The organism is Stenotrophomonas sp. I18B00994, assembly GCF_014145825.1.
In the GTDB taxonomy this organism is placed as follows: Bacteria; Pseudomonadota; Gammaproteobacteria; order Xanthomonadales; family Xanthomonadaceae; genus Stenotrophomonas; species Stenotrophomonas maltophilia.
Genome location: NZ_JACIUW010000003.1, coordinates 168,097 through 185,715, shown reverse-complemented (window position 1 = coordinate 185,715; position 17,619 = coordinate 168,097). Strand labels below are relative to the sequence as shown.

The 17,619-nt window shown below is 67.9% G+C and carries 16 protein-coding genes; 13 read left to right on the top strand and 3 right to left on the bottom strand.

The annotated features are described in order from the left end of the window. Positions 1-142 precede the first annotated feature (142 nt). The 3 genes from H4O10_RS04545 to H4O10_RS04535 all read left to right on the top strand — a co-directional run bounded on the left by H4O10_RS04545 (position 143) and on the right by H4O10_RS04535 (position 4,961). Complete coding sequence (locus H4O10_RS04545; RefSeq protein WP_049453562.1) at positions 143-2,368, top strand: S9 family peptidase; 2,226 nt, start codon at positions 143-145, stop codon at positions 2,366-2,368. Positions 2,369-2,393: 25 nt separating this feature from the next. Beyond that, positions 2,394-2,909, top strand: coding sequence for a cytochrome c oxidase assembly factor Coa1 family protein (locus tag H4O10_RS04540; protein ID WP_005414826.1), 516 nt, complete (start codon positions 2,394-2,396; stop codon positions 2,907-2,909). A 252-nt stretch (positions 2,910-3,161) separates the two neighbouring features. Continuing rightward, the gene (locus H4O10_RS04535) at positions 3,162-4,961 is read left to right on the top strand and encodes a DUF885 domain-containing protein (protein ID WP_049453564.1); all 1,800 of its coding nucleotides are present in this window, start codon (positions 3,162-3,164) and stop codon (positions 4,959-4,961) included. Positions 4,962-5,096: 135 nt separating this feature from the next. Here H4O10_RS04535 and H4O10_RS04530 read toward each other — a convergent pair whose 3' ends face one another. Next, positions 5,097-5,561: a hypothetical protein gene (locus tag H4O10_RS04530; RefSeq protein WP_049453566.1), complete on the bottom strand. Its 465-nt coding sequence runs from the start codon at positions 5,559-5,561 to the stop codon at positions 5,097-5,099. A gap of 184 nt (positions 5,562-5,745) precedes the next feature. On the opposite strand from H4O10_RS04530, the gene H4O10_RS04525 reads away from it, so the two are divergent. The 4 genes from H4O10_RS04525 to H4O10_RS04510 all read left to right on the top strand — a co-directional run bounded on the left by H4O10_RS04525 (position 5,746) and on the right by H4O10_RS04510 (position 8,345). Next, positions 5,746-5,994 (top strand): hypothetical protein, encoded by a 249-nt coding sequence (locus tag H4O10_RS04525; protein WP_005411548.1) that lies wholly within the window; start codon positions 5,746-5,748, stop codon positions 5,992-5,994. A gap of 122 nt (positions 5,995-6,116) precedes the next feature. After that, positions 6,117-7,034 carry a bestrophin family protein gene (locus tag H4O10_RS04520; RefSeq protein ID WP_033833780.1) on the top strand — a complete coding sequence of 306 codons (918 nt, stop codon included), beginning with the start codon at positions 6,117-6,119 and terminating at the stop codon, positions 7,032-7,034. Between the two features lie 19 nt (positions 7,035-7,053). Then, positions 7,054-8,043 (top strand): porphobilinogen synthase, encoded by a 990-nt coding sequence (hemB, locus tag H4O10_RS04515; RefSeq protein ID WP_005414824.1) that lies wholly within the window; start codon positions 7,054-7,056, stop codon positions 8,041-8,043. Positions 8,044-8,075: 32 nt separating this feature from the next. Beyond that, positions 8,076-8,345, top strand: a complete 270-nt coding sequence (locus H4O10_RS04510) for a hypothetical protein (protein WP_005411545.1) — start codon at positions 8,076-8,078, stop codon at positions 8,343-8,345. Positions 8,346-8,428: 83 nt separating this feature from the next. Here H4O10_RS04510 and H4O10_RS04505 read toward each other — a convergent pair whose 3' ends face one another. Continuing rightward, complete coding sequence (locus tag H4O10_RS04505) at positions 8,429-9,292, bottom strand: PD40 domain-containing protein (protein WP_049403673.1); 864 nt, start codon at positions 9,290-9,292, stop codon at positions 8,429-8,431. Positions 9,293-9,340: 48 nt separating this feature from the next. Between H4O10_RS04505 and aroE the strand changes: the two genes are divergently transcribed. From aroE to dinG, 3 genes are all read left to right on the top strand, one after another. Beyond that, positions 9,341-10,186, top strand: coding sequence for a shikimate dehydrogenase (gene aroE, locus H4O10_RS04500; protein WP_033833778.1), 846 nt, complete (start codon positions 9,341-9,343; stop codon positions 10,184-10,186). Between the two features lie 3 nt (positions 10,187-10,189). Beyond that, positions 10,190-10,543: a hypothetical protein gene (locus H4O10_RS04495; protein ID WP_005411542.1), complete on the top strand. Its 354-nt coding sequence runs from the start codon at positions 10,190-10,192 to the stop codon at positions 10,541-10,543. Between the two features lie 167 nt (positions 10,544-10,710). Continuing rightward, complete coding sequence (dinG, locus tag H4O10_RS04490) at positions 10,711-12,813, top strand: ATP-dependent DNA helicase DinG (RefSeq protein WP_049453569.1); 2,103 nt, start codon at positions 10,711-10,713, stop codon at positions 12,811-12,813. 129 nt (positions 12,814-12,942) lie between these two features. Here dinG and ilvD read toward each other — a convergent pair whose 3' ends face one another. After that, positions 12,943-14,781 carry a dihydroxy-acid dehydratase gene (ilvD, locus tag H4O10_RS04485; RefSeq protein ID WP_049453570.1) on the bottom strand — a complete coding sequence of 613 codons (1,839 nt, stop codon included), beginning with the start codon at positions 14,779-14,781 and terminating at the stop codon, positions 12,943-12,945. A gap of 409 nt (positions 14,782-15,190) precedes the next feature. Between ilvD and H4O10_RS04480 the strand changes: the two genes are divergently transcribed. From H4O10_RS04480 to H4O10_RS04470, 3 genes are read left to right on the top strand one after another with little or no spacing between them, the layout of a single operon-like run. Beyond that, positions 15,191-15,763 (top strand): DUF1190 domain-containing protein, encoded by a 573-nt coding sequence (locus H4O10_RS04480; protein WP_005411539.1) that lies wholly within the window; start codon positions 15,191-15,193, stop codon positions 15,761-15,763. Positions 15,764-15,770: 7 nt separating this feature from the next. Further along, complete coding sequence (locus tag H4O10_RS04475) at positions 15,771-16,949, top strand: glutathionylspermidine synthase family protein (RefSeq protein ID WP_049453572.1); 1,179 nt, start codon at positions 15,771-15,773, stop codon at positions 16,947-16,949. Continuing rightward, positions 16,949-17,596 carry a hypothetical protein gene (locus H4O10_RS04470; RefSeq protein WP_049453574.1) on the top strand — a complete coding sequence of 216 codons (648 nt, stop codon included), beginning with the start codon at positions 16,949-16,951 and terminating at the stop codon, positions 17,594-17,596. Before H4O10_RS04475 ends, H4O10_RS04470 begins: the two co-directional genes overlap by 1 nt. The last annotated feature ends 23 nt before the right edge of the window (positions 17,597-17,619 follow it).

The window sequence follows — 17,619 nt, the reverse complement described above, 5'->3', positions numbered from 1 at the left end:
TTTGCAGCGCGAAGGGCTCCGACCCCAGCACCGCGGCATGGGCAGAAGGTCATGCTGCCTTCCCGCACAGGCTTGGTTAGGATGGGGGACGACCGCTCCGCGTCCATCGCGGGGGCGGACCTGCCGTTTGCCGGGATCCTCCATGCGCCACCTGTTCGCTTCGCTCGCCCTCATGCTCGCCACCAGTACCGCCGCCCACGCTGAAAAGCTGACCCTGGAAGCCATCACCGGCCCGTTGCCGTTGTCCGGCCCAACCCTGATGAAGCCGAAGGTGGCGCCCGACGGTTCGCAGGTCAGCTTCCTGCGCGGCAAGGACAGCGACCGCAACCAGCTGGACCTGTGGACCTACGACATCGACAGTGGCCAGACCCGGTTGCTGGTTGATTCCAAGGTGGTGCTGCCCGGCACCGAGACCCTCAGCGACGAGGAGAAGGCCCGCCGCGAGCGCCAGCGCATCGCCGCGATGACCGGCATCGTCGATTACCAGTGGTCGCCGGACGCGCAGCGCCTGCTGTTCCCGCTGGGCGGCGAGCTGTACCTGTACGACCTCAAGCAGCAGGGCCAGGCGGCGGTGCGCCAGCTGACCCATGGTGAAGGCTTCGCCACCGACGCCAAGCTGTCGCCCAAGGGCGGCTTCGTCAGCTTCATCCGCGGCCGCAACCTGTGGGTGATCGACCTGGCCAGCGGCAGGCAGCTGCAGCTGACCCGCGACGGCAGCACCACCATCGGCAACGGCGTTGCCGAGTTCGTCGCCGACGAGGAAATGGATCGCCACACCGGTTACTGGTGGGCGCCGGACGATTCGGCGATTGCCTTTGCCCGCATCGACGAATCCCCGGTACCGGTGCAGAAGCGCTACGAGGTCTATGCCGACCGCACCGATGTTATCGAACAGCGTTACCCGGCCGCCGGCGACGCCAACGTGCGCGTGCAGCTGGGCGTGATCGCACCGACCGCCGATGCGCAGCCGCGCTGGGTCGACCTCGGCAAGGAACAGGACATCTACCTGGCCCGCGTGGACTGGCGCGATGCGCAGCACCTGAGCTTCCAGCGCCAGTCGCGTGACCAGAAGCAGCTGGACCTGGTGGAAGTGGCACTTGACTCCAACCGCCAGCGCGTGCTCGCCCACGAAACCAGCCCGACCTGGGTGCCGCTGCACAACAGCCTGCGTTTCCTGGACGATGGCAGCGTGCTGTGGTCGTCCGAACGCACCGGCTTCCAGCACCTGTACCGCATCGACAGCAAGGGCAAGGCCACCGCGCTGACCCACGGCAACTGGCCGGTGGATGAGCTGCTGGCGGTCGATGAAAAGGCCGGCAAGGCCTACTTCCGCGCCGGCATCGAGACCTCGCGCGAAAGCCAGATCTACGCGGTGTCGCTGCAGGGCGGTGAGCCGCAGCGCCTGTCGAAGGCGCCGGGCATGCACAGCGCCAGCTTCGCCCGCAACGCCAGCGTCTACGTGGACAGCTGGTCCAACAGCACCACGCCGCCGCAGATCGAACTGTTCCGCGCCAATGGCGAGAAGATCGCCACCCTGCTCGAGAACGACCTGGCCGATCCCAAGCATCCGTATGCGCGCTACCGCGATGCGCAGCGCCCGGTGGAGTTCGGCACGTTGATGGCTGCCGACGGCAAGACCCCGCTGAACTACAGCCTGATCAAGCCGGCCGGCTTCGATCCGTCCAAGCGCTACCCGGTGGCCGTGTACGTCTATGGTGGCCCGGCCAGCCAGACCGTCACCGACAGCTGGCCCGGCCGTGGCGACCACCTGTTCAACCAGTACCTGGCCCAGCAGGGCTACGTGGTGTTCTCGCTGGACAACCGTGGCACCCCGCGCCGTGGCCGCGACTTCGGTGGTGCGCTGTATGGCAAGCAGGGCACGGTGGAAGTGACCGACCAGCTGCGCGGCGTGGCCTGGCTGAAGCAGCAGCCATGGGTGGACCCGGCGCGCATCGGCGTGCAGGGCTGGTCCAACGGCGGCTACATGACCCTGATGCTGCTGGCCAAGGCTTCGAACCAGTACGCCTGTGGCGTGGCCGGTGCGCCGGTGACCGACTGGGGCCTGTACGACAGCCATTACACCGAACGCTACATGGACCTGCCGGCGCGCAATGAAGCGGGTTACCGCGAAGCGCGCGTGCTGACCCATATCGATGGCCTGCGCTCGTCGCTGCTGCTGATCCACGGCATGGCCGACGACAACGTGTTGTTCACCAATTCGACCAGCCTGATGAGCGCGTTGCAGAAGCGTGCACAGCCGTTCGAGCTGATGACCTACCCGGGTGCCAAGCATGGCCTGTCCGGCGCCGATGCCCTGCATCGCTACCGCGTGGCCGAAGCCTTCCTGGGACGTTGCCTCAAGCCCTGATCCAGCAACGGGAAGGAGCCCGCCGATGACCCTGCCACCGCCGATTCCCGCCCATGACCCCGCATCCGCCGGTTGGTGGTGCCGCCACTGGCGCTGGGCGATGCCGTTGATGGTGGTGCTGGTGCTGGGTGGTGCAGGGGGTGTAGTGACCTGGAGCGTGCTGCGCTGGAGCGAGGCGGCACGCGAGAGCCCGCCGATGCGCGAGGCGCTGCGACGCGCGGGCTGCAGTATTGAACTGGTGGAAGCGTTCGGTGAGCCGTTGAACATCGAGTCGATGCCGCTGGGCAGCATGCAGACTGCGATCAACGGCCAGCGTGATGTCGGCCTGACCGTAGCCCTGGAAGGACCGCATGCGCACGGACGGTTGTTCGTGCAGGGTACCCGTCGCGATGACGTGTGGGACTACCCGGTGATGTACGTGTTGGGCGAGGACAAGCAGACCTTCGACCTGACGGCGCTGGACGACGACGAGGCCGCGCAGGAGTGCGAGCTGAAGGCCTGCCGTGATCGCGGCGAATGCCCGCTGACCGCCGTGCTCTGACCTCCGGGCGCAGGCGACTGCGGGACGCCGACTGGATAGAGTCGACCGGGTAGAGTCGACTGTCAGTCGACTGCTCTTCGATCAGACAGCGAAAAACCCCGCGCTGCGCGCGATGGTCGACTGACAGTCGACTCTACCCCCGCCAGGTTTCCGCGGAGCCCGGCTGCACAACCAGCCCGCCATGACTTCCCGCCGATTGTCGCCATCGCCGTGAGCGCGTAGGGTGCGGGCAACCCTTTGCTGGAGTGTCCCATGAAGCCGATTGCGCTCGCCGTTGCCCTGGCCCTGACTGCCGCACCGCTGCTGTCCGCACCACCGGCGCTGGCGGCACCCTCCGCCAAGGCCGCCACCCCGGCCAGCCCGGCCTGGGTCGCCCGCAGCAATGCGCTGGCGCAGATTCTGCTGGACGCCCAGGGCCCGTTCCAGCCGGAGGAAACCGGCTTCTTCGGCGTGCCCGGCTACGACGACAAGGTGGCCGATCTCGGCCCGGACAACGGCAAGCGCTACCGCGCTGCCATGGCCAAGGCACGTGACGAACTGAAGGCAAAGCTGGCCGTCGAGAAGGATCCCAATGTCCGCCAGGACCTGGAGATCATGATCCACGCCGCCAGCCAGAACATCGAAGGCAGCGAGCTCAACGAGAAGTACCTGCTGCCGTGGAGCGATGCGCCGCAGACCGTGTTCAGCGGCCTCAACCTGCTGCTGTCCGACCAGGTGCCGGTCGAGCGCCGGGCCAAGGCGGTCGACCGCCTCAAGGCCTATGCCGGCCTGCAGCCGGGCGGCACCGCCTTCACCACGCTGGCGCGCCAGCGCTACGAGGAACGGCTGAAGGACAGCAGCCTGTTGCAGCCGACCAGGATCGAAGTTCAGCAGTCGCTGGACAACGTCGAGACCTACATCACCGGTATCGAGTCGCTGCTGAAGAAGTACCAGATTGCCGGCGCCGATGAAGCAATGAAGGCGCTGGCCGGGCAGATGAAGGACTACGCCGCCTGGACCCGCAAGGAGGTACTGCCGAAGGCACGTGCCGACGCACGCCTGCCGGCGCCGTTGTACGCCTACCAGCTCAAGCAGGTCGGCATCGACATCGACCCGAAGCTGCTGATGCAGCGCGCGCAGCTGGAGTTCATGGAAACCCGCTCGGCGATGCAGCAGCTGGCACCGCTGGTGGTGAAGGAGAAGGGGCTGAAGGTGGCCGACCCGAGCGATCCGGTGGCGGTGATCCGCGCGCTGAAGGCCGACAAGATCGCCGACGACCATCTGGAAGGCCACTACCGCAAGGTGATCGATGCGATCGATCCGCTGATCCGCGAGCACGCCATCGTCGACGTGCCCAAGCGCGCCATGCAGATGCGCCTGGGCTCGGCCGCCGAGAGCGCGGCCAGCCCGGCCCCGCACTTCCTGCCGGCCCCGCTGGTCAACAACACCGGGCAGCAGGGCACCTTCGTGCTGCCGCTGGGCAACCCGGCAGCGGGCCCGGGCGCGCAGTACGACGACTTCAACTTCGGTGCCGCAGCATGGACGCTGAGCGCGCATGAAGGCCGCCCCGGCCACGAGCTGCAGTTCACCGCGATGGTCGAGCGTGGTGTGTCGCTGGCACGCACCATGTTCGCGTTCAATTCGGTGAACGTGGAAGGCTGGGCGCTGTACGCCGAAGCCGAGATGGTGCCGTACGAGCCGCTGGACGGGCAGATGATCGCCCTGCAGTTCCGCCTGCTGCGCGCCGCGCGCGCGATGCTCGACCCGATGCTCAACCTCGGCCTGACCGACCGAGCCAACGGCGAGCGCGTGCTGATGGAGCAGGTCGGCCTGTCCAAGGCGATGGCCACCCAGGAACTGGACCGCTACATGGTGCGGATGCCGGGCCAGGCCGGTAGCTACTTCTACGGCTACACCCGCATCCTGGAACTGCGCATGCAGACGGAACTGGCGCTGGGTGCGAAGTTCGACCGCCTGGCGTTCAACAACTTCCTGCTCGACCAGGGCCTGCTGCCGCCGGACCAGCTGGCTGACGCAGTGAACAAGGTGTTCGTGCCGAAGTACAAGCGCTGAGCATCACCGGGTAGTGCCGGCCGCTGGCCGGCAACCGGTGTGGGTAGATGCCGACCTTGGTCGGCGCTGTGGGGTCGTGCCAACCAAGGTTGGCACCCACCAGAGCGATGCGTCGGTTGCAGCGGTAGTGCCGCGTCACCGCTGCGGTTGCGGCGTGATCACCTGTGTCGGCAACCGCGCCGGCGGTGCCGGATTCGGCACCCAGATAGCGACGCCCGCGGCGCGCTTCTGCGTGGTCGGAATCCCGATGCCGACGCCGCCACCGACGTGCGAGCCGAACGTGCCCGCGCCCACCGACATGCCTACCGGCGACCCGCTGCTGCCCACGCCCATCAGCACCACGCCGTTGGCGCCCAGCGCTGCGGCTTCACGCTTCAGGCGGGCCACCGCGGCGTCGGTCTGGCCCTGGGTGCCGAAGCCGACGGCGGAAGACGATTCCAGCTGGGCGATTTCCTGGGAGCCGGCCGGTGGCGTCGAATAGATCTGCACCAGCGCCGGATCGATCGGTGCGCGCGCGCGGCCCAGCATCACCTTGGAGGTGCTGGCACAGCCGGCGGCGACCAGCAGCGTGGCCGCCAACGCGGCCCAACGGATGTTCATGGCACTTCCCCTGCAGGACTGGTTGCGATGATCGGCGGGCCACTCTGAATCGGCGCCAACACCCGGGCCAGGGCACGCACGACAGCACGCTAGCACGGGCCGGGTGACAGCCCCGCCAATGGCAGTAGGCGGCGGCAACGGGAACGATTATGGTGGGGCCAGGAACCAACTGCGGGAGAGCGGCATGGGTGTGATCAGTCTGTTGTGGGGCGTATTGGCGCTGTTGTGGATGATCCTGGCGTTGATTCCGCTGCTGGGCTGGGGCAACTGGTTCCTGATCCCGTTCGCTGCGGTCGGTGCGGTGATCGCCGCGCTGGGCATCCTGTTCACCCACCCGAGCAAGCGTGGCCGGGCGTGGGCCGGGTTGGTCCTGAACGGTATCGTGGTGGTGGTCGGCATCCTGCGTCTTGGCCTGGGCGGCGGCGTGGTCTGAGCCCGGTCCCGGGTGCGACAGGGCGTCGCAGGCACACGGCCGATGGCCGGGCGGGGGCGTACAATGAATGGCTGCGCGAGCCCCCCGCGTGCCTGTGAATCCGCGCCCCGCGCGGCTGCCCCATGATCATCCGACCCCGTCCCCACGGCTGGCAACTGCTGTACATCCTGCGCGGTTCGATCGTCAAAGCGATCGCGCCGAAGGTGCTGGCCATCCTGATCCTGTCCATCGCCGTGGCTGCGGTGGTCGAACTGGCGCCCCCCACCGGCATCGAACGCGTGTCGGTGACCCCGTTCACCCTGCTTGGCCTGGTGCTGTCGATCTTCCTCAGCTTCCGCAACAGCGCCTGCTACGACCGCTGGTGGGAAGGACGCAAGCTGTGGGGCCAGCTGATCTACGAATCGCGTTCGCTGGCGCGCCAGGTAAACCTGCTGCTGGCCGACGACGCGGGCCGTCGTCGTCGCGTCGCCTACCTCACCACCGCGTTCGCCCATGCGCTGGCGGCGCGACTGCGTGGTCGCATCGTCGCCCTGGCAGCACTGCCGTGGCTGGACAAGCGCCAGCGCGAACAGCTGGGCCAGCGCGAGAACGTGCCCGATGCACTGCTGGCGATGATCGCGGCCGAACTGGCGCATGCGCTGCGCGCCGGCCAGCTCGAGCCCATCCTCTACACCCAGCTGGAAGAGCGCCTGCACGCGATGTCGTCGATCCAGGCCGGCTGCGAGCGCATCCTCACCACGCCGCTGCCGTTCGCCTACACCCTGCTGCTGCACCGCTGCGCGTGGATGTTCTGCGTGCTGCTGCCGTTCGGCCTGGCCAGTTCGCTGGGCTGGGGCACGCCGGTGCTGTCGGCGGTGCTGGCCTATGCCTTCTTCGGCCTGGACCAGCTGGGCGAAGAAATGGAAGACCCCTTCGGCCTTGAGCCGAACGATCTGCCGCTGGACGCGCTGGTGCGCACGATCGAGATCGACCAGCTCGATGCGCTCGGCGAACGCCCGTTGCCCGAACCCCTGCTGCCGCAGGGCTACCTGTTGCAATAGCCACTCCTCGGAGCCTGCCATGTCCCACCCGCTGTACCGCCCGCGCCGCATGCGCCACGACGAGTTCTCGCGCCGCCTGATGCGCGAGAACACGCTGACCACCGACGACCTGATCTACCCGGTGTTCGTGCACGAACTGGCCGGCCGCACCGCAGTGCCGTCGATGCCGGGCGTGGAGCGGCTGTCGATCGAAGAACTGCTGAAGGTGGCCGAAGAGGCGCTGGAGCTGGGCATTCCGGTGATCGACCTGTTCCCGGTGATCGACCCGTCGCTGAAATCGCTGGATGCATCGGCGGCGTGGGCCGAGGACGGCCTGGCGCAACGCGCGATCCGCGCGCTGAAGTCGCGCTTCCCGGAACTGGGGGTGATGACCGATGTGGCGCTGGACCCGTACACCACCCACGGCCAGGACGGCATCATCGACGACAAGGGCTATGTACTGAACGACATCACTGTCGAAGCGCTGGTCAAGCAGTCGGTGTCGCATGCCGAAGCCGGCGTCGACATCGTTTCGCCGTCGGACATGATGGATGGCCGCATCGGCGCGATCCGCCGTGCGCTGGATGCCGACAACCACGTCAACGTGCGCATCATGGCTTACTCGGCCAAGTACGCCTCGGCGTTCTACGGTCCGTTCCGTGATGCGGTGGGCAGCGCGGCCAGCCTCGGCAAGGCCGACAAGAAGACCTACCAGATGGACCCGGCCAACGGCGACGAGGCCCTGCGCGAGATCGCGCTGGACCTGGAAGAAGGCGCCGACATGGTGATGGTCAAGCCGGGCATGCCGTACCTGGACCTGGTGCGCCGGGTGAAGGAAAAATTCGGCGTGCCGACCTTCGCCTATCAGGTCAGTGGCGAGTACGCGATGATGAAGGCCGCCTTCGCCAACGGCTGGCTGGACGAGCGCGCCTGCGTGCTGGAGTCGCTGCTGGGCTTCAAGCGGGCCGGTGCCGATGGCGTGCTGACCTATTTCGCGCCGCAGGTGGCGCGATGGCTGCGCGAGCGCTGACAATAGCGCCACGATAGACGGAGGACTGCGCGATGGGACCCGAACTGGGATGGATGCAATGGCTGATCTGGGGCACCGGCACGCTGGTGTTCGGTGCCATCATCGTCGGTGTCTTCATCGCCGCCTGGCGCGCGGGCAAGCGCCCACCGGAGCAGCTCTCCGCCGCCCGCCACGTGGCCCGTGAGCAGGCCCTGCCGGACAGCGTGCAGGCCGAGCTGGCCGCGCTGAACCAGCGCAAGGACAATGGCCAGCTGAGCGAGATGGAGTACGAGCAGTTGCGCGCCAAGGTGTTGTCGCGCTGACGGGCAATGCCCGGGGTCGGATCCCTTTCCGCAGGAAAGGGCTCTGACCCCCTTCGCGGGCGCCATCCACGCGCGGCGTGGATCTACCGCACGCACCCGGCCACCGCCGCCACCTTCGGCACCGCCAACCGGTACACGTCCACGCCACCGGCACGCGGTGCCCTGGCCGCGCTGCTGGCCACCATCATTTCGCCTGGCTTGGCGTTGTCGATCACCGGCGCGCCGGTCCAGCCGCCGGTCTGGTTGAACGACAGTCCCAACGGTTGCAGGGGCGCGCCACTCCACGCGCAGCCGCTGCTCCACACCTGTGCGGTTGCGCCGTTGCCGCGGCTGAACACCACCGCGCCATCGTTGCCCAGCCAGTCGCCGTCGGTCTCGTCGTCGGCGCTGTTCAACGCTGTCAATGCGGTGGCCGGGCCGCGCATGCCCTGCGCATCCAGCGTCGCCACGAACAGGTTCCAGCCGGCGCCACGGCCCTGTTGGCGGGCAAACAGCAGCCGCGTGCCGTCCGCGCTCAGGGCCGGCCCGCGCTCTTCGTGGCGTCCACCGTCGCCGGCCATGGGGTGCGCCTTGCCCAGCCGGCCATCTGCTTCCACCGCAGCCCGGTACAGCGCCAGCGCGCCTTCGCGGCCGGCGGCGAACAACAGCCAGCGGCCGTCGCGGCTGAAGTAGGGATCGCGGGCCTCGCCGGCCACGCCTACCGGCAGGGCCTGCGCCTGCTGCCAGCGGCCATCGACCACGCGCGCCTCCCACAGGCCCCAGCCGGCTTCGCCGCGGCGGGCGAAGACGATGCGCCGGCCATCGGCACTGATCGTGGCGCGGCCCTCGTCGGCGCGGGTCGAGACCACGCCCATGCCTTCGATGCCGTACTCGTTCAACGCCATCGCCACGGGGGCAGAGAGTAGACTGGCGGCAAGCACCAGCAGGGGCGGGGTGATGCGCATCATCCGGGTCCGTGCACGAAAGAGCATCAGTCTAGCCAGCTTGAGGATTCCATGACCGACCGTTACGCCGTCTTCGGACACCCCGTTGCCCACTCGAAGTCGCCGCAGATCCACGCGACGTTCGGTCGCCAGGAAGGCATCGCGGTGGATTACCGCGCGATCGACCTGGCCCCGGAGGCGTTCCTGGCCGGCCTGGAGGCCTTCGCCGCCGACGGCGGTGTCGGCGCCAACGTCACCTCGCCGCACAAGGAGGCCGCGTTCTCGGTGTGCACCACCCTGACCGCACGCGCGCGCCGCGCCGGTTCGGTCAACACGCTGCTGCGCAAGGGCGACCGCTGGCATGGCGACACCACCGACGGCATCGGCCTGGTGCGTGACCTGACCGACCGCCATGGCCTGGACCTGCGTGGCCGCCGCATGTTGCTGATCGGTGCCGGTGGCTCCGCGCGCAGCGTCGCCCCGGCGCTGCTTGATGCCGGCATCACCGAGCTGGTGGTGGTCAACCGCACGCCGGAACGCGCCGATGAACTGATCGATGCGATGGGTGAGCCGGGTCGCGCGATCAGCCGCTACTGGGAAGACCTGCGTGATCTGGGTGACTTCGAACTGATCGTCAACGCCACCTCGGCCGGCCGCGACCGCGACGTCGAGTTCAAGCTGCCGCTGTCGCTGGTCAACTCGATGACCACCGCCGTCGACCTCAACTACGGCGAAGCGGCGATCGCCTTCCTGGCCTGGGCGCGCGCCGCAGAGTGCCGCAATACGGTCGATGGCCTGGGCATGCTGGTCGAGCAGGCCGCTGAGAGTTTCCTGCAGTGGCACGGTGTGCGCCCGCAGACCGACGAGGTCTACCAGTCGCTGCGCCAGGGCTCGGCCGTGCTGGCCGGCGAGGACTGATCGATGGACGGCACAACCCTGCTGGTCACGGTGCTGAGCATGGTCGGCGTGCGCCTGCCGGTGCTGATCGCGCTGTGCGTGGGCCTGGTCTGGGTGGTCGGCGCACCGCGCGATGCCACCCGCACCGGTGCCCTGGTCGGCCTGCTGCTGTTGCTGCTGGCCAGCCTCGGCGGCATGGCGGCGGGCATTCTGCCGATGTGGATGGTCCGCAGCGGTGATTTCAGTGCCGTGTCGAGCTTGAGTGCCATCCTCGGCGTGCTGCATTTCGCGCTGGCGATGGTCGAGGCCATCGGTGTGGTGCTGGTGGTGTGGGCGCTGGTGCGCCTGCTGCGTACCCGTACGCTCCCGGCCGCCTGACCGGTCGCGCCGGGCCATGCCCGGCGTATCTGCCCCTGGGATGGTCCGGCCATTGGACCGGGACCGCCAGCGGGCGTCGTCGCTGGCCCGTTCAGGGTCCCAGCGGCGGTGAATGCGGCCGGCCATGCGACAATGCCCGGCCTGATCCAGCTACGGTAATTCCCGGCGTGACCGAAACCGTCGCCGCTCCGCGCACCCTCGATGACACCTTGAAGGACGCGATCCGCAAGGCGTACACGACGCTGCAGGCCAATACGCCCGGCTTTTCCAGTCGCCGCTCGCAGAGCCAGATGATCGGCGTGGTGTCGCGCGCGCTGTCGAAAAGTGGCGGCGTTGGCGTGGTCGAGGCGCCCACCGGCGTCGGCAAGAGCCTGGGCTACCTGACCGCGGGCGTGCCGATCGCGCTGGCCAGCAAGAAGAAGCTGGTGATCAGCACCGGCACCGTGGCGCTGCAGTCGCAGCTGGTCGAGCGCGACATTCCCAACTTCCTCAAGGCCACCGGCTTGGAAGCGACCGTGGCGCTGGCCAAGGGCCGTACCCGCTACCTGTGCACGCGCAATGCCGCCGAGGCGCAGGGCGAGGGCTCGCAGGGCGGCATGTTCGAGGATGATGCGCCGCTGTTCGACCGGCCACTGGCGCCGATCGAGATGGACATCGCCAAGCGCCTGACCGATGCCTTCACCGGCGGCAGCTGGGATGGCGACATCGACAACGCACCGGAGACGATCAGCCCCGGCCTGCGCAGCCGCATCACCACGCCGGCTTCGGGCTGCGCCGGGCGCCGTTGTGCCTATTCGGCGCAGTGTGCGGTGCTGCGTTCGCGTAACACCGTGCGCGATGCGCAGATCGTGGTCACCAACCACGCGCTGCTGCTGTCGGCGCTGTCGATCGGCGACAGCGACAACGGCCAGCCGTTGATCGCACCGCCGTCGGACATGCTGCTGGTGCTGGACGAAGGCCATCACATCGGCAACGTGGCGATCGACCAGGGCGCGGCCAGCCTGGCGCTGGACGAGATGGCCAAACGCACCGGTCGCCTGCAGATCCTGATCGCCGGCGCCTACCGCGCGGTCGACAAGGATCGCCTCGGCAACCTGCTGCCGAACGAAGCGATCGAGGTGGCCAGCAACGTGGCCAAGCAGCTGCGCGCGTTCCGCGATCATATCGAGCGCGTGTGGATGCCGGCGCCGGCGGACGAAGAGCCGATGTGGCGCGCGGCCAATGGGCGACTGCCCGAGGCCTGGCGCGAGCCGATCGAAGCACTGGCTGACGATACCCGCAGCCTCTACAACTGGGCGCACGCCGCCACCGCCCAGGTAGCCAAGGGCAAGCCGGACGATGCCGCGCGCGAGCGCCTGCAGCGCAACCTGGGCATGGCGCTGGAGATGATCGAGCAGCAGTACAACCTGTGGCAGGCCTGGCGCCGCGAAGACAAGGACGGTGCGCCGCCGATGGCGCGCTGGGTCACCGCCACCCGCGACGGCGATCTGGTGCTGCACGGCTCGCCGGTGTCGGCCGCGCACGTGCTGCGCAAGCTGCTGTGGGATGAAGTGGACTCGGTGGTGATGACCTCGGCGACGTTGACCGGTGGCGGCGATTTCCAGTCGCTGGCGATCGACAACGGCATCCCCGAAGAGGCCGAGATGGTCTCGCTGTCGTCACCGTTCGACCTGCCCAACCAGGCCGAACTGATCGTGCCGAAGTTCCCGGTCACTCCGGACGATCGCGAAGGCCATCCGCGCGAAGTGGCGCGCTACCTCGACACCGAGCTGGACTGGGCCAAAGGCTCGATGGTGCTGTTCACCTCGCGCTGGAAGATGGAGAAGGTGGCCGGGCTGATGTCGGCCGCGCGCCGCAAGCAGGTGCTGGTTCAGGGCGAGATGTCCAAGACCCGCCTGATCGACGAGCACCTGCGCCGCGTGGCCGCAGGCGAGGGTTCGGTGCTGTTCGGGCTGAATTCGTTCGGCGAAGGTCTCGACCTGCCCGGTGAAGCCTGCACCACGGTGGTGATCACCCAGGTGCCGTTCGCGGTGCCGACCGATCCGCAGACCGCCACCCTCAGCGAATGGTTCGAGGGGCGTGGGCTGAATGCCTTCAATCTGATCGCCATTCCGCATGCGTTGCGCACGCTGACCCAGTTCGCAGGCCGCCTGATCCGCACTTCCACCGACACCGGCCGCGTGATCATCCTCGATTCGCGGCTGCTGACCCGCCGCTACGGCAAGCGCATCATCGACGCGCTGCCACCGTTCAAGCGTGTGATCGGCTGACCGGTAGTGCCGGCCGCTGGCCGGCAAAAAGGGGACGGAGGGGATTAAGTCGATTTAGGCACAAACGACTTAATTCCCTCAGCCCCTTTTCCCAGATGCCGGCCAGCGGCCGGCACTACCGTATGGCGGTCAATCGCCCAGAAGCGCGGTGTTGCGTACGGCACCCTTGTCGGCGCTGGTGGCCAGCAGTGCATAAGCCTTCAGCGCGCTGGTGACCTTGCGTGGGCGCGGTGCGCGCGGCTTCCAACCACGCGCATCGGCGTCGCTGCGGCGCTGGGCCAGCGTGGTCTCATCCAGCAGCAGGTCGATGCGGCGGGCCGGAATGTCGATGCGGATGCGGTCGCCATCTTCCACCAGGCCGATGACACCCCCGCTGGCGGCTTCCGGCGAGACATGGCCGATCGACAGGCCGGAGGTGCCGCCGGAGAAGCGGCCATCGGTGAGCAGTGCGCACTGCTTGCCCAGCCCCTTCGATTTCAGATAGCTGGTCGGGTACAGCATTTCCTGCATGCCGGGGCCGCCCTTCGGGCCTTCGTAGCGGATCACCACCACCTCGCCCGGCTGCACTTCGTCGGCGAGGATGCCGGCGACGGCGGCGTCCTGGCTTTCATAGACGCGCGCGGGGCCTTCGAACACATGGATCGACTCGTCCACGCCGGCGGTCTTCACCACGCAGCCATCCACGGCCAGGTTGCCGCGCAGCACGGCCAGCCCACCTTCCAGCGAATACGCATGCTGCAGCGAGCGGATGCAGCCCCCGGCGCGGTCTACGTCCAGCGTCGGCCAGCGCGTGGCCTGGCTGAAGGCCTCCTGGGTGGGGATGCCGGCCGGGCCGGCCTTGAAGAAGGTATGCAGGGTGTCGTTGTCGCTGCGCACCACGTCCCAGCGTTCCAGTGCTTCGGCCAGGCTGGCGCTGTGCACGGTCGGCACCGTGGTTTCGAGCAGGCCGGCGCGGTCCAGTTCACCGAGGATGCCGAACACACCGCCGGCGCGATGCACGTCCTCGATGTGGTACTTCGGCGTGTTCGGCGCCACTTTGCACAGCTGCGGGACGCGCCGCGACAGCGCGTCGATGTGGGTCAGGTTGAAGTCGACCTCCGCTTCCTGCGCGGCGGCCAGCAGGTGCAGGATGGTGTTGGTGGAGCCGCCCATGGCGATGTCGAGGGTCATCGCATTGGCAAACGCCGCCTGGGTGGCGATGCCGCGCGGCAGCGCGCTCGGGTCTTCGCCGCCATACCAGCGATGGCAGAGTTCGACGATCAGGCGGCCGGCACGGCGGAACAGCGCCTCACGGTCGGCGTGGGTGGCCAGCGTGGTGCCGTTGCCGGGCAATGACAGGCCCAGTGCTTCGGTCAGGCAGTTCATCGAGTTGGCGGTGAACATGCCCGAGCAGGAGCCGCAGGTGGGGCAGGCGCTGCGTTCGAACGCGGCCACCTTCTCGTCGGAAGCGCTGTCATCGGCAGCCACCACCATCGCATCGACCAGGTCCAGCTTGTGCTCGGACAGCTTGGTCTTGCCCGCTTCCATCGGTCCGCCGGAAACGAACACCACCGGGATGTTCAGGCGCAGCGCTGCCATCAGCATGCCGGGGGTGATCTTGTCGCAGTTGCTGATGCACACCAGCGCGTCGGCACAGTGCGCGTTGACCATGTACTCCACGGCGTCGGCGATGATCTCGCGGCTGGGCAGCGAATACAGCATGCCGTCGTGGCCCATCGCGATGCCGTCGTCCACGGCGATGGTGTTGAATTCCTTGGCGACGCCGCCGACCTGCTCGATCTCGCGCGCGACCAGCTGGCCGAGGTCCTTCAGGTGCACGTGGCCGGGCACGAACTGGGTGAAGGAGTTGGCGATGGCGATGATCGGCTTGTGGAAGTCTCCATCCTTCATGCCGGTGGCGCGCCACAGGGCGCGGGCGCCGGCCATGTTGCGGCCGGCGGTGGAGGTGCGGGAACGGTATTCGGGCATGGCTGGCGGAACGGGCGGGCCGTACGACGTGGGGGTCAGCCGATCATGGCCAATTTTTTCGGTTGCTGCTGCAACCACCTTCACCGCTTGCAGCGGCTTGGTGGTCCGCGCATTTCCCCTTATCCCCGCGCCTTCGGCGCGCCCCCCTTGAACAACAAGGGGGCGTCTTGCCGGAGACTTGGCTGCGCGCGCCGGGCATGACCGGGCGCCGCGGGATGTGTGCCAACCAAGGTTGGCACCTACCAGAGCGGTGCGTCGCCTGGGGTCGGATCCCATCGCGGCGCGATGGGCTCTGACCCCAATGCCGACGAAAATGAAAGTCCGTTCATCTTTCGGACTTTGCCGATTCCGGTTGCTGGCCCGGATTTGGCATCATTGGGGCATTGATCCGTCGACAGGGCATGAGGCCATGAAACGTTCCCGCACCACCGCGCTGCTGCTGATGAGCGCCGCGCCGCTGCTGTTCACCGCCTGCCAGAAGGAGCCGGAGGTGAAGGTGCAGGAAGGCCTGTACACGTCGGTCGAGGCCTGCACCGAGGCCACCGGCGATCCGTCGTCGTGCCGCAATGCCTTCGCCGAAGCGCAGAAGCAGGCCGCCGATGCGGCGCCGAAGTACGCCAGCAGGGAAGCCTGCGAGAAGGATTACAAGCCGGAGCAGTGCGTGCAGCAGCACACCTCGGCCGGTACCTCGTTCATCGGCCCGATGATGATGGGCTTCTTCATGTCGCAGATGCTGAGTAACCGCGGAGGCCTGGCACCGCAGGCACCGGCGTCGGCGCCGGCCTACCAGGACAAGAACGCGGGTTGGGCGCGCCCGGCACCGGGTGGCACTGGTGGCCTGAACACCGCCAGCGGCATCGGCGCGGGCAAGGCCGGCCTGGCCCCGGTCACCAGCGAACCGAACCGTGCGGTCACTGCCAGCCGTGGTGGCTTCGGCAACACCAGCGCGCGCCGCAGCAGCAGCGGCAGCTACGGCGGCTGATCGACCCATGCAGCGCATCCGGATTGCCGAGCGTGCCCAATGGCGGGCGCGCGCGGAAGAGGCGGGTTTCCGCTTCCACACCATCGACGGCCAGCCGTACTGGGACGAAAGCGCGTACTACGCGTTCACCCTGCGCCAGATCGAGCAGGACATCGAAGACCCCAGCGCCGAGCTGCACCAGATGGCGCTGGACCTGGTCGGCGATGTCATCGCCAGCGAACGGCTGATGGACCAGCTGGCGATTCCGTCGCATTACCGCGACTGGATCGCCGACAGCTGGCGCCAGCGCCAGCCGCATCTGTACGGTCGCCTGGACCTGGCCTACGACGGTACCGGTCCGGCCAAGCTGTACGAACTGAACTACGACACGCCGACCTCGCTGTTCGAGGCCAGCTTCTTCCAATGGCAGTGGCTGGAAGACCAGCGCAACGCCGGTCGCCTGCCGCAGCACGCCGACCAGTTCAACGCGATCCACGAAACGCTGGTCGAGCGTTTCGGCGAACTGGCCACGCAGCTGCCGCCGCCGCTGTATTTCAGTGCCGTGGGCAGCTCCGAAGAAGACCGCGGCACCGTCGACTATCTGCGCGACTGTGCATCGCAGGCCGGCCTGCATGGCCAGGCCATCGCCATCGAGGACATTGGCCTGTCCGAGGACGGCCGCTTCACCGCGCTGGACGATTCGGTGATCGGCACGCTGTTCAAGCTGTACCCGCTGGAAGACCTGATGGCCGAGGAATTCGGTCGCGCGCTGCCCGGCTCGGGCGTGCAGCTGCTGGAGCCGGCGTGGAAGGCGGTGTTGAGCAACAAGGGCATCCTGCCGCTGCTGTGGCAGCGTAACGTGGGCCATCCGAACCTGCTGGAAGCGCATTTCGATGACGGCAGCACGCTGGCGTCGGGCTGGGTGCGCAAGCCGCTGTTCTCGCGCGAAGGCGCGAACATCGAGATGCATCTGGCCGATGGCAGCACCCAGCGCAGCGACGGTCCCTACGATGGCCCGGCGATCATCCAGCGCGCCCATCCGCTCACCCGCTTCGAAGGCGGCTATCCGCTGATCGGCAGCTGGGTGGTGGGTGAACACGCCTGCGGCGTCGGCATCCGCGAGGACGACAGCGCGATCACCCGTGACAGTGCGCGCTTCGTGCCGCATGCGATCGTTGACGAGGCGCCGACGCGGATCTACGTCTGATGGCGGTGCGGCGTTGGCCTGGCCGGCATGGGCGTTCTTCGCCCGTGCCTGGCCGGCACTTCGATGACGGGCGCAGCCTGCAGGCCTTCGCGGACCGCGTCGCGGTGCGTTGCCATCGCTGCGATACCCCCGGCTGGGTGGTCGCCAGCTGGAAACCCTACCGGTGGACCGCGCGATTCCGCTGCACCGGCTGCAGTTCTGCACTGGACAGTGGTGACTGGGTCGGTGCGGTCTACATGCTGGGCCGCCAACCTTGTGGATTCTGTGGGCATCAGTGGCTGCACGTGCGTCGTCGGGTTCCCGCTGGCATCCCTGCGCCGGCGTCCTTCGCTGCTCGATGTGCGCAATGTGATCGCAGTACCGATGTTTCGGTCTCGGTGCGTCCGTTGCGTGATGCCGAGCCTGCCGATCCGCACTTCGGATTGCCGCTGTGCCTGGTCGAACCGACCCGCGCAGGCCTGCTCTGGGCCTATAACGCTGAACATCTGCAGGCATTGCACGAGCACGCGAGCGCGACATTGCGCGAAAGCCGCGGCCATCACCGATCCATGTTCTCGCGCCTGCCGCAGTGGATGAAGCTGGCCCGCAATCGGGTGTTGCTGCAGCGCGCGGTGGAGCGATTGCAGCGGCGATTGTTGCAGGGGTAGTGCCGGCCGCTGGCCGGCAACCG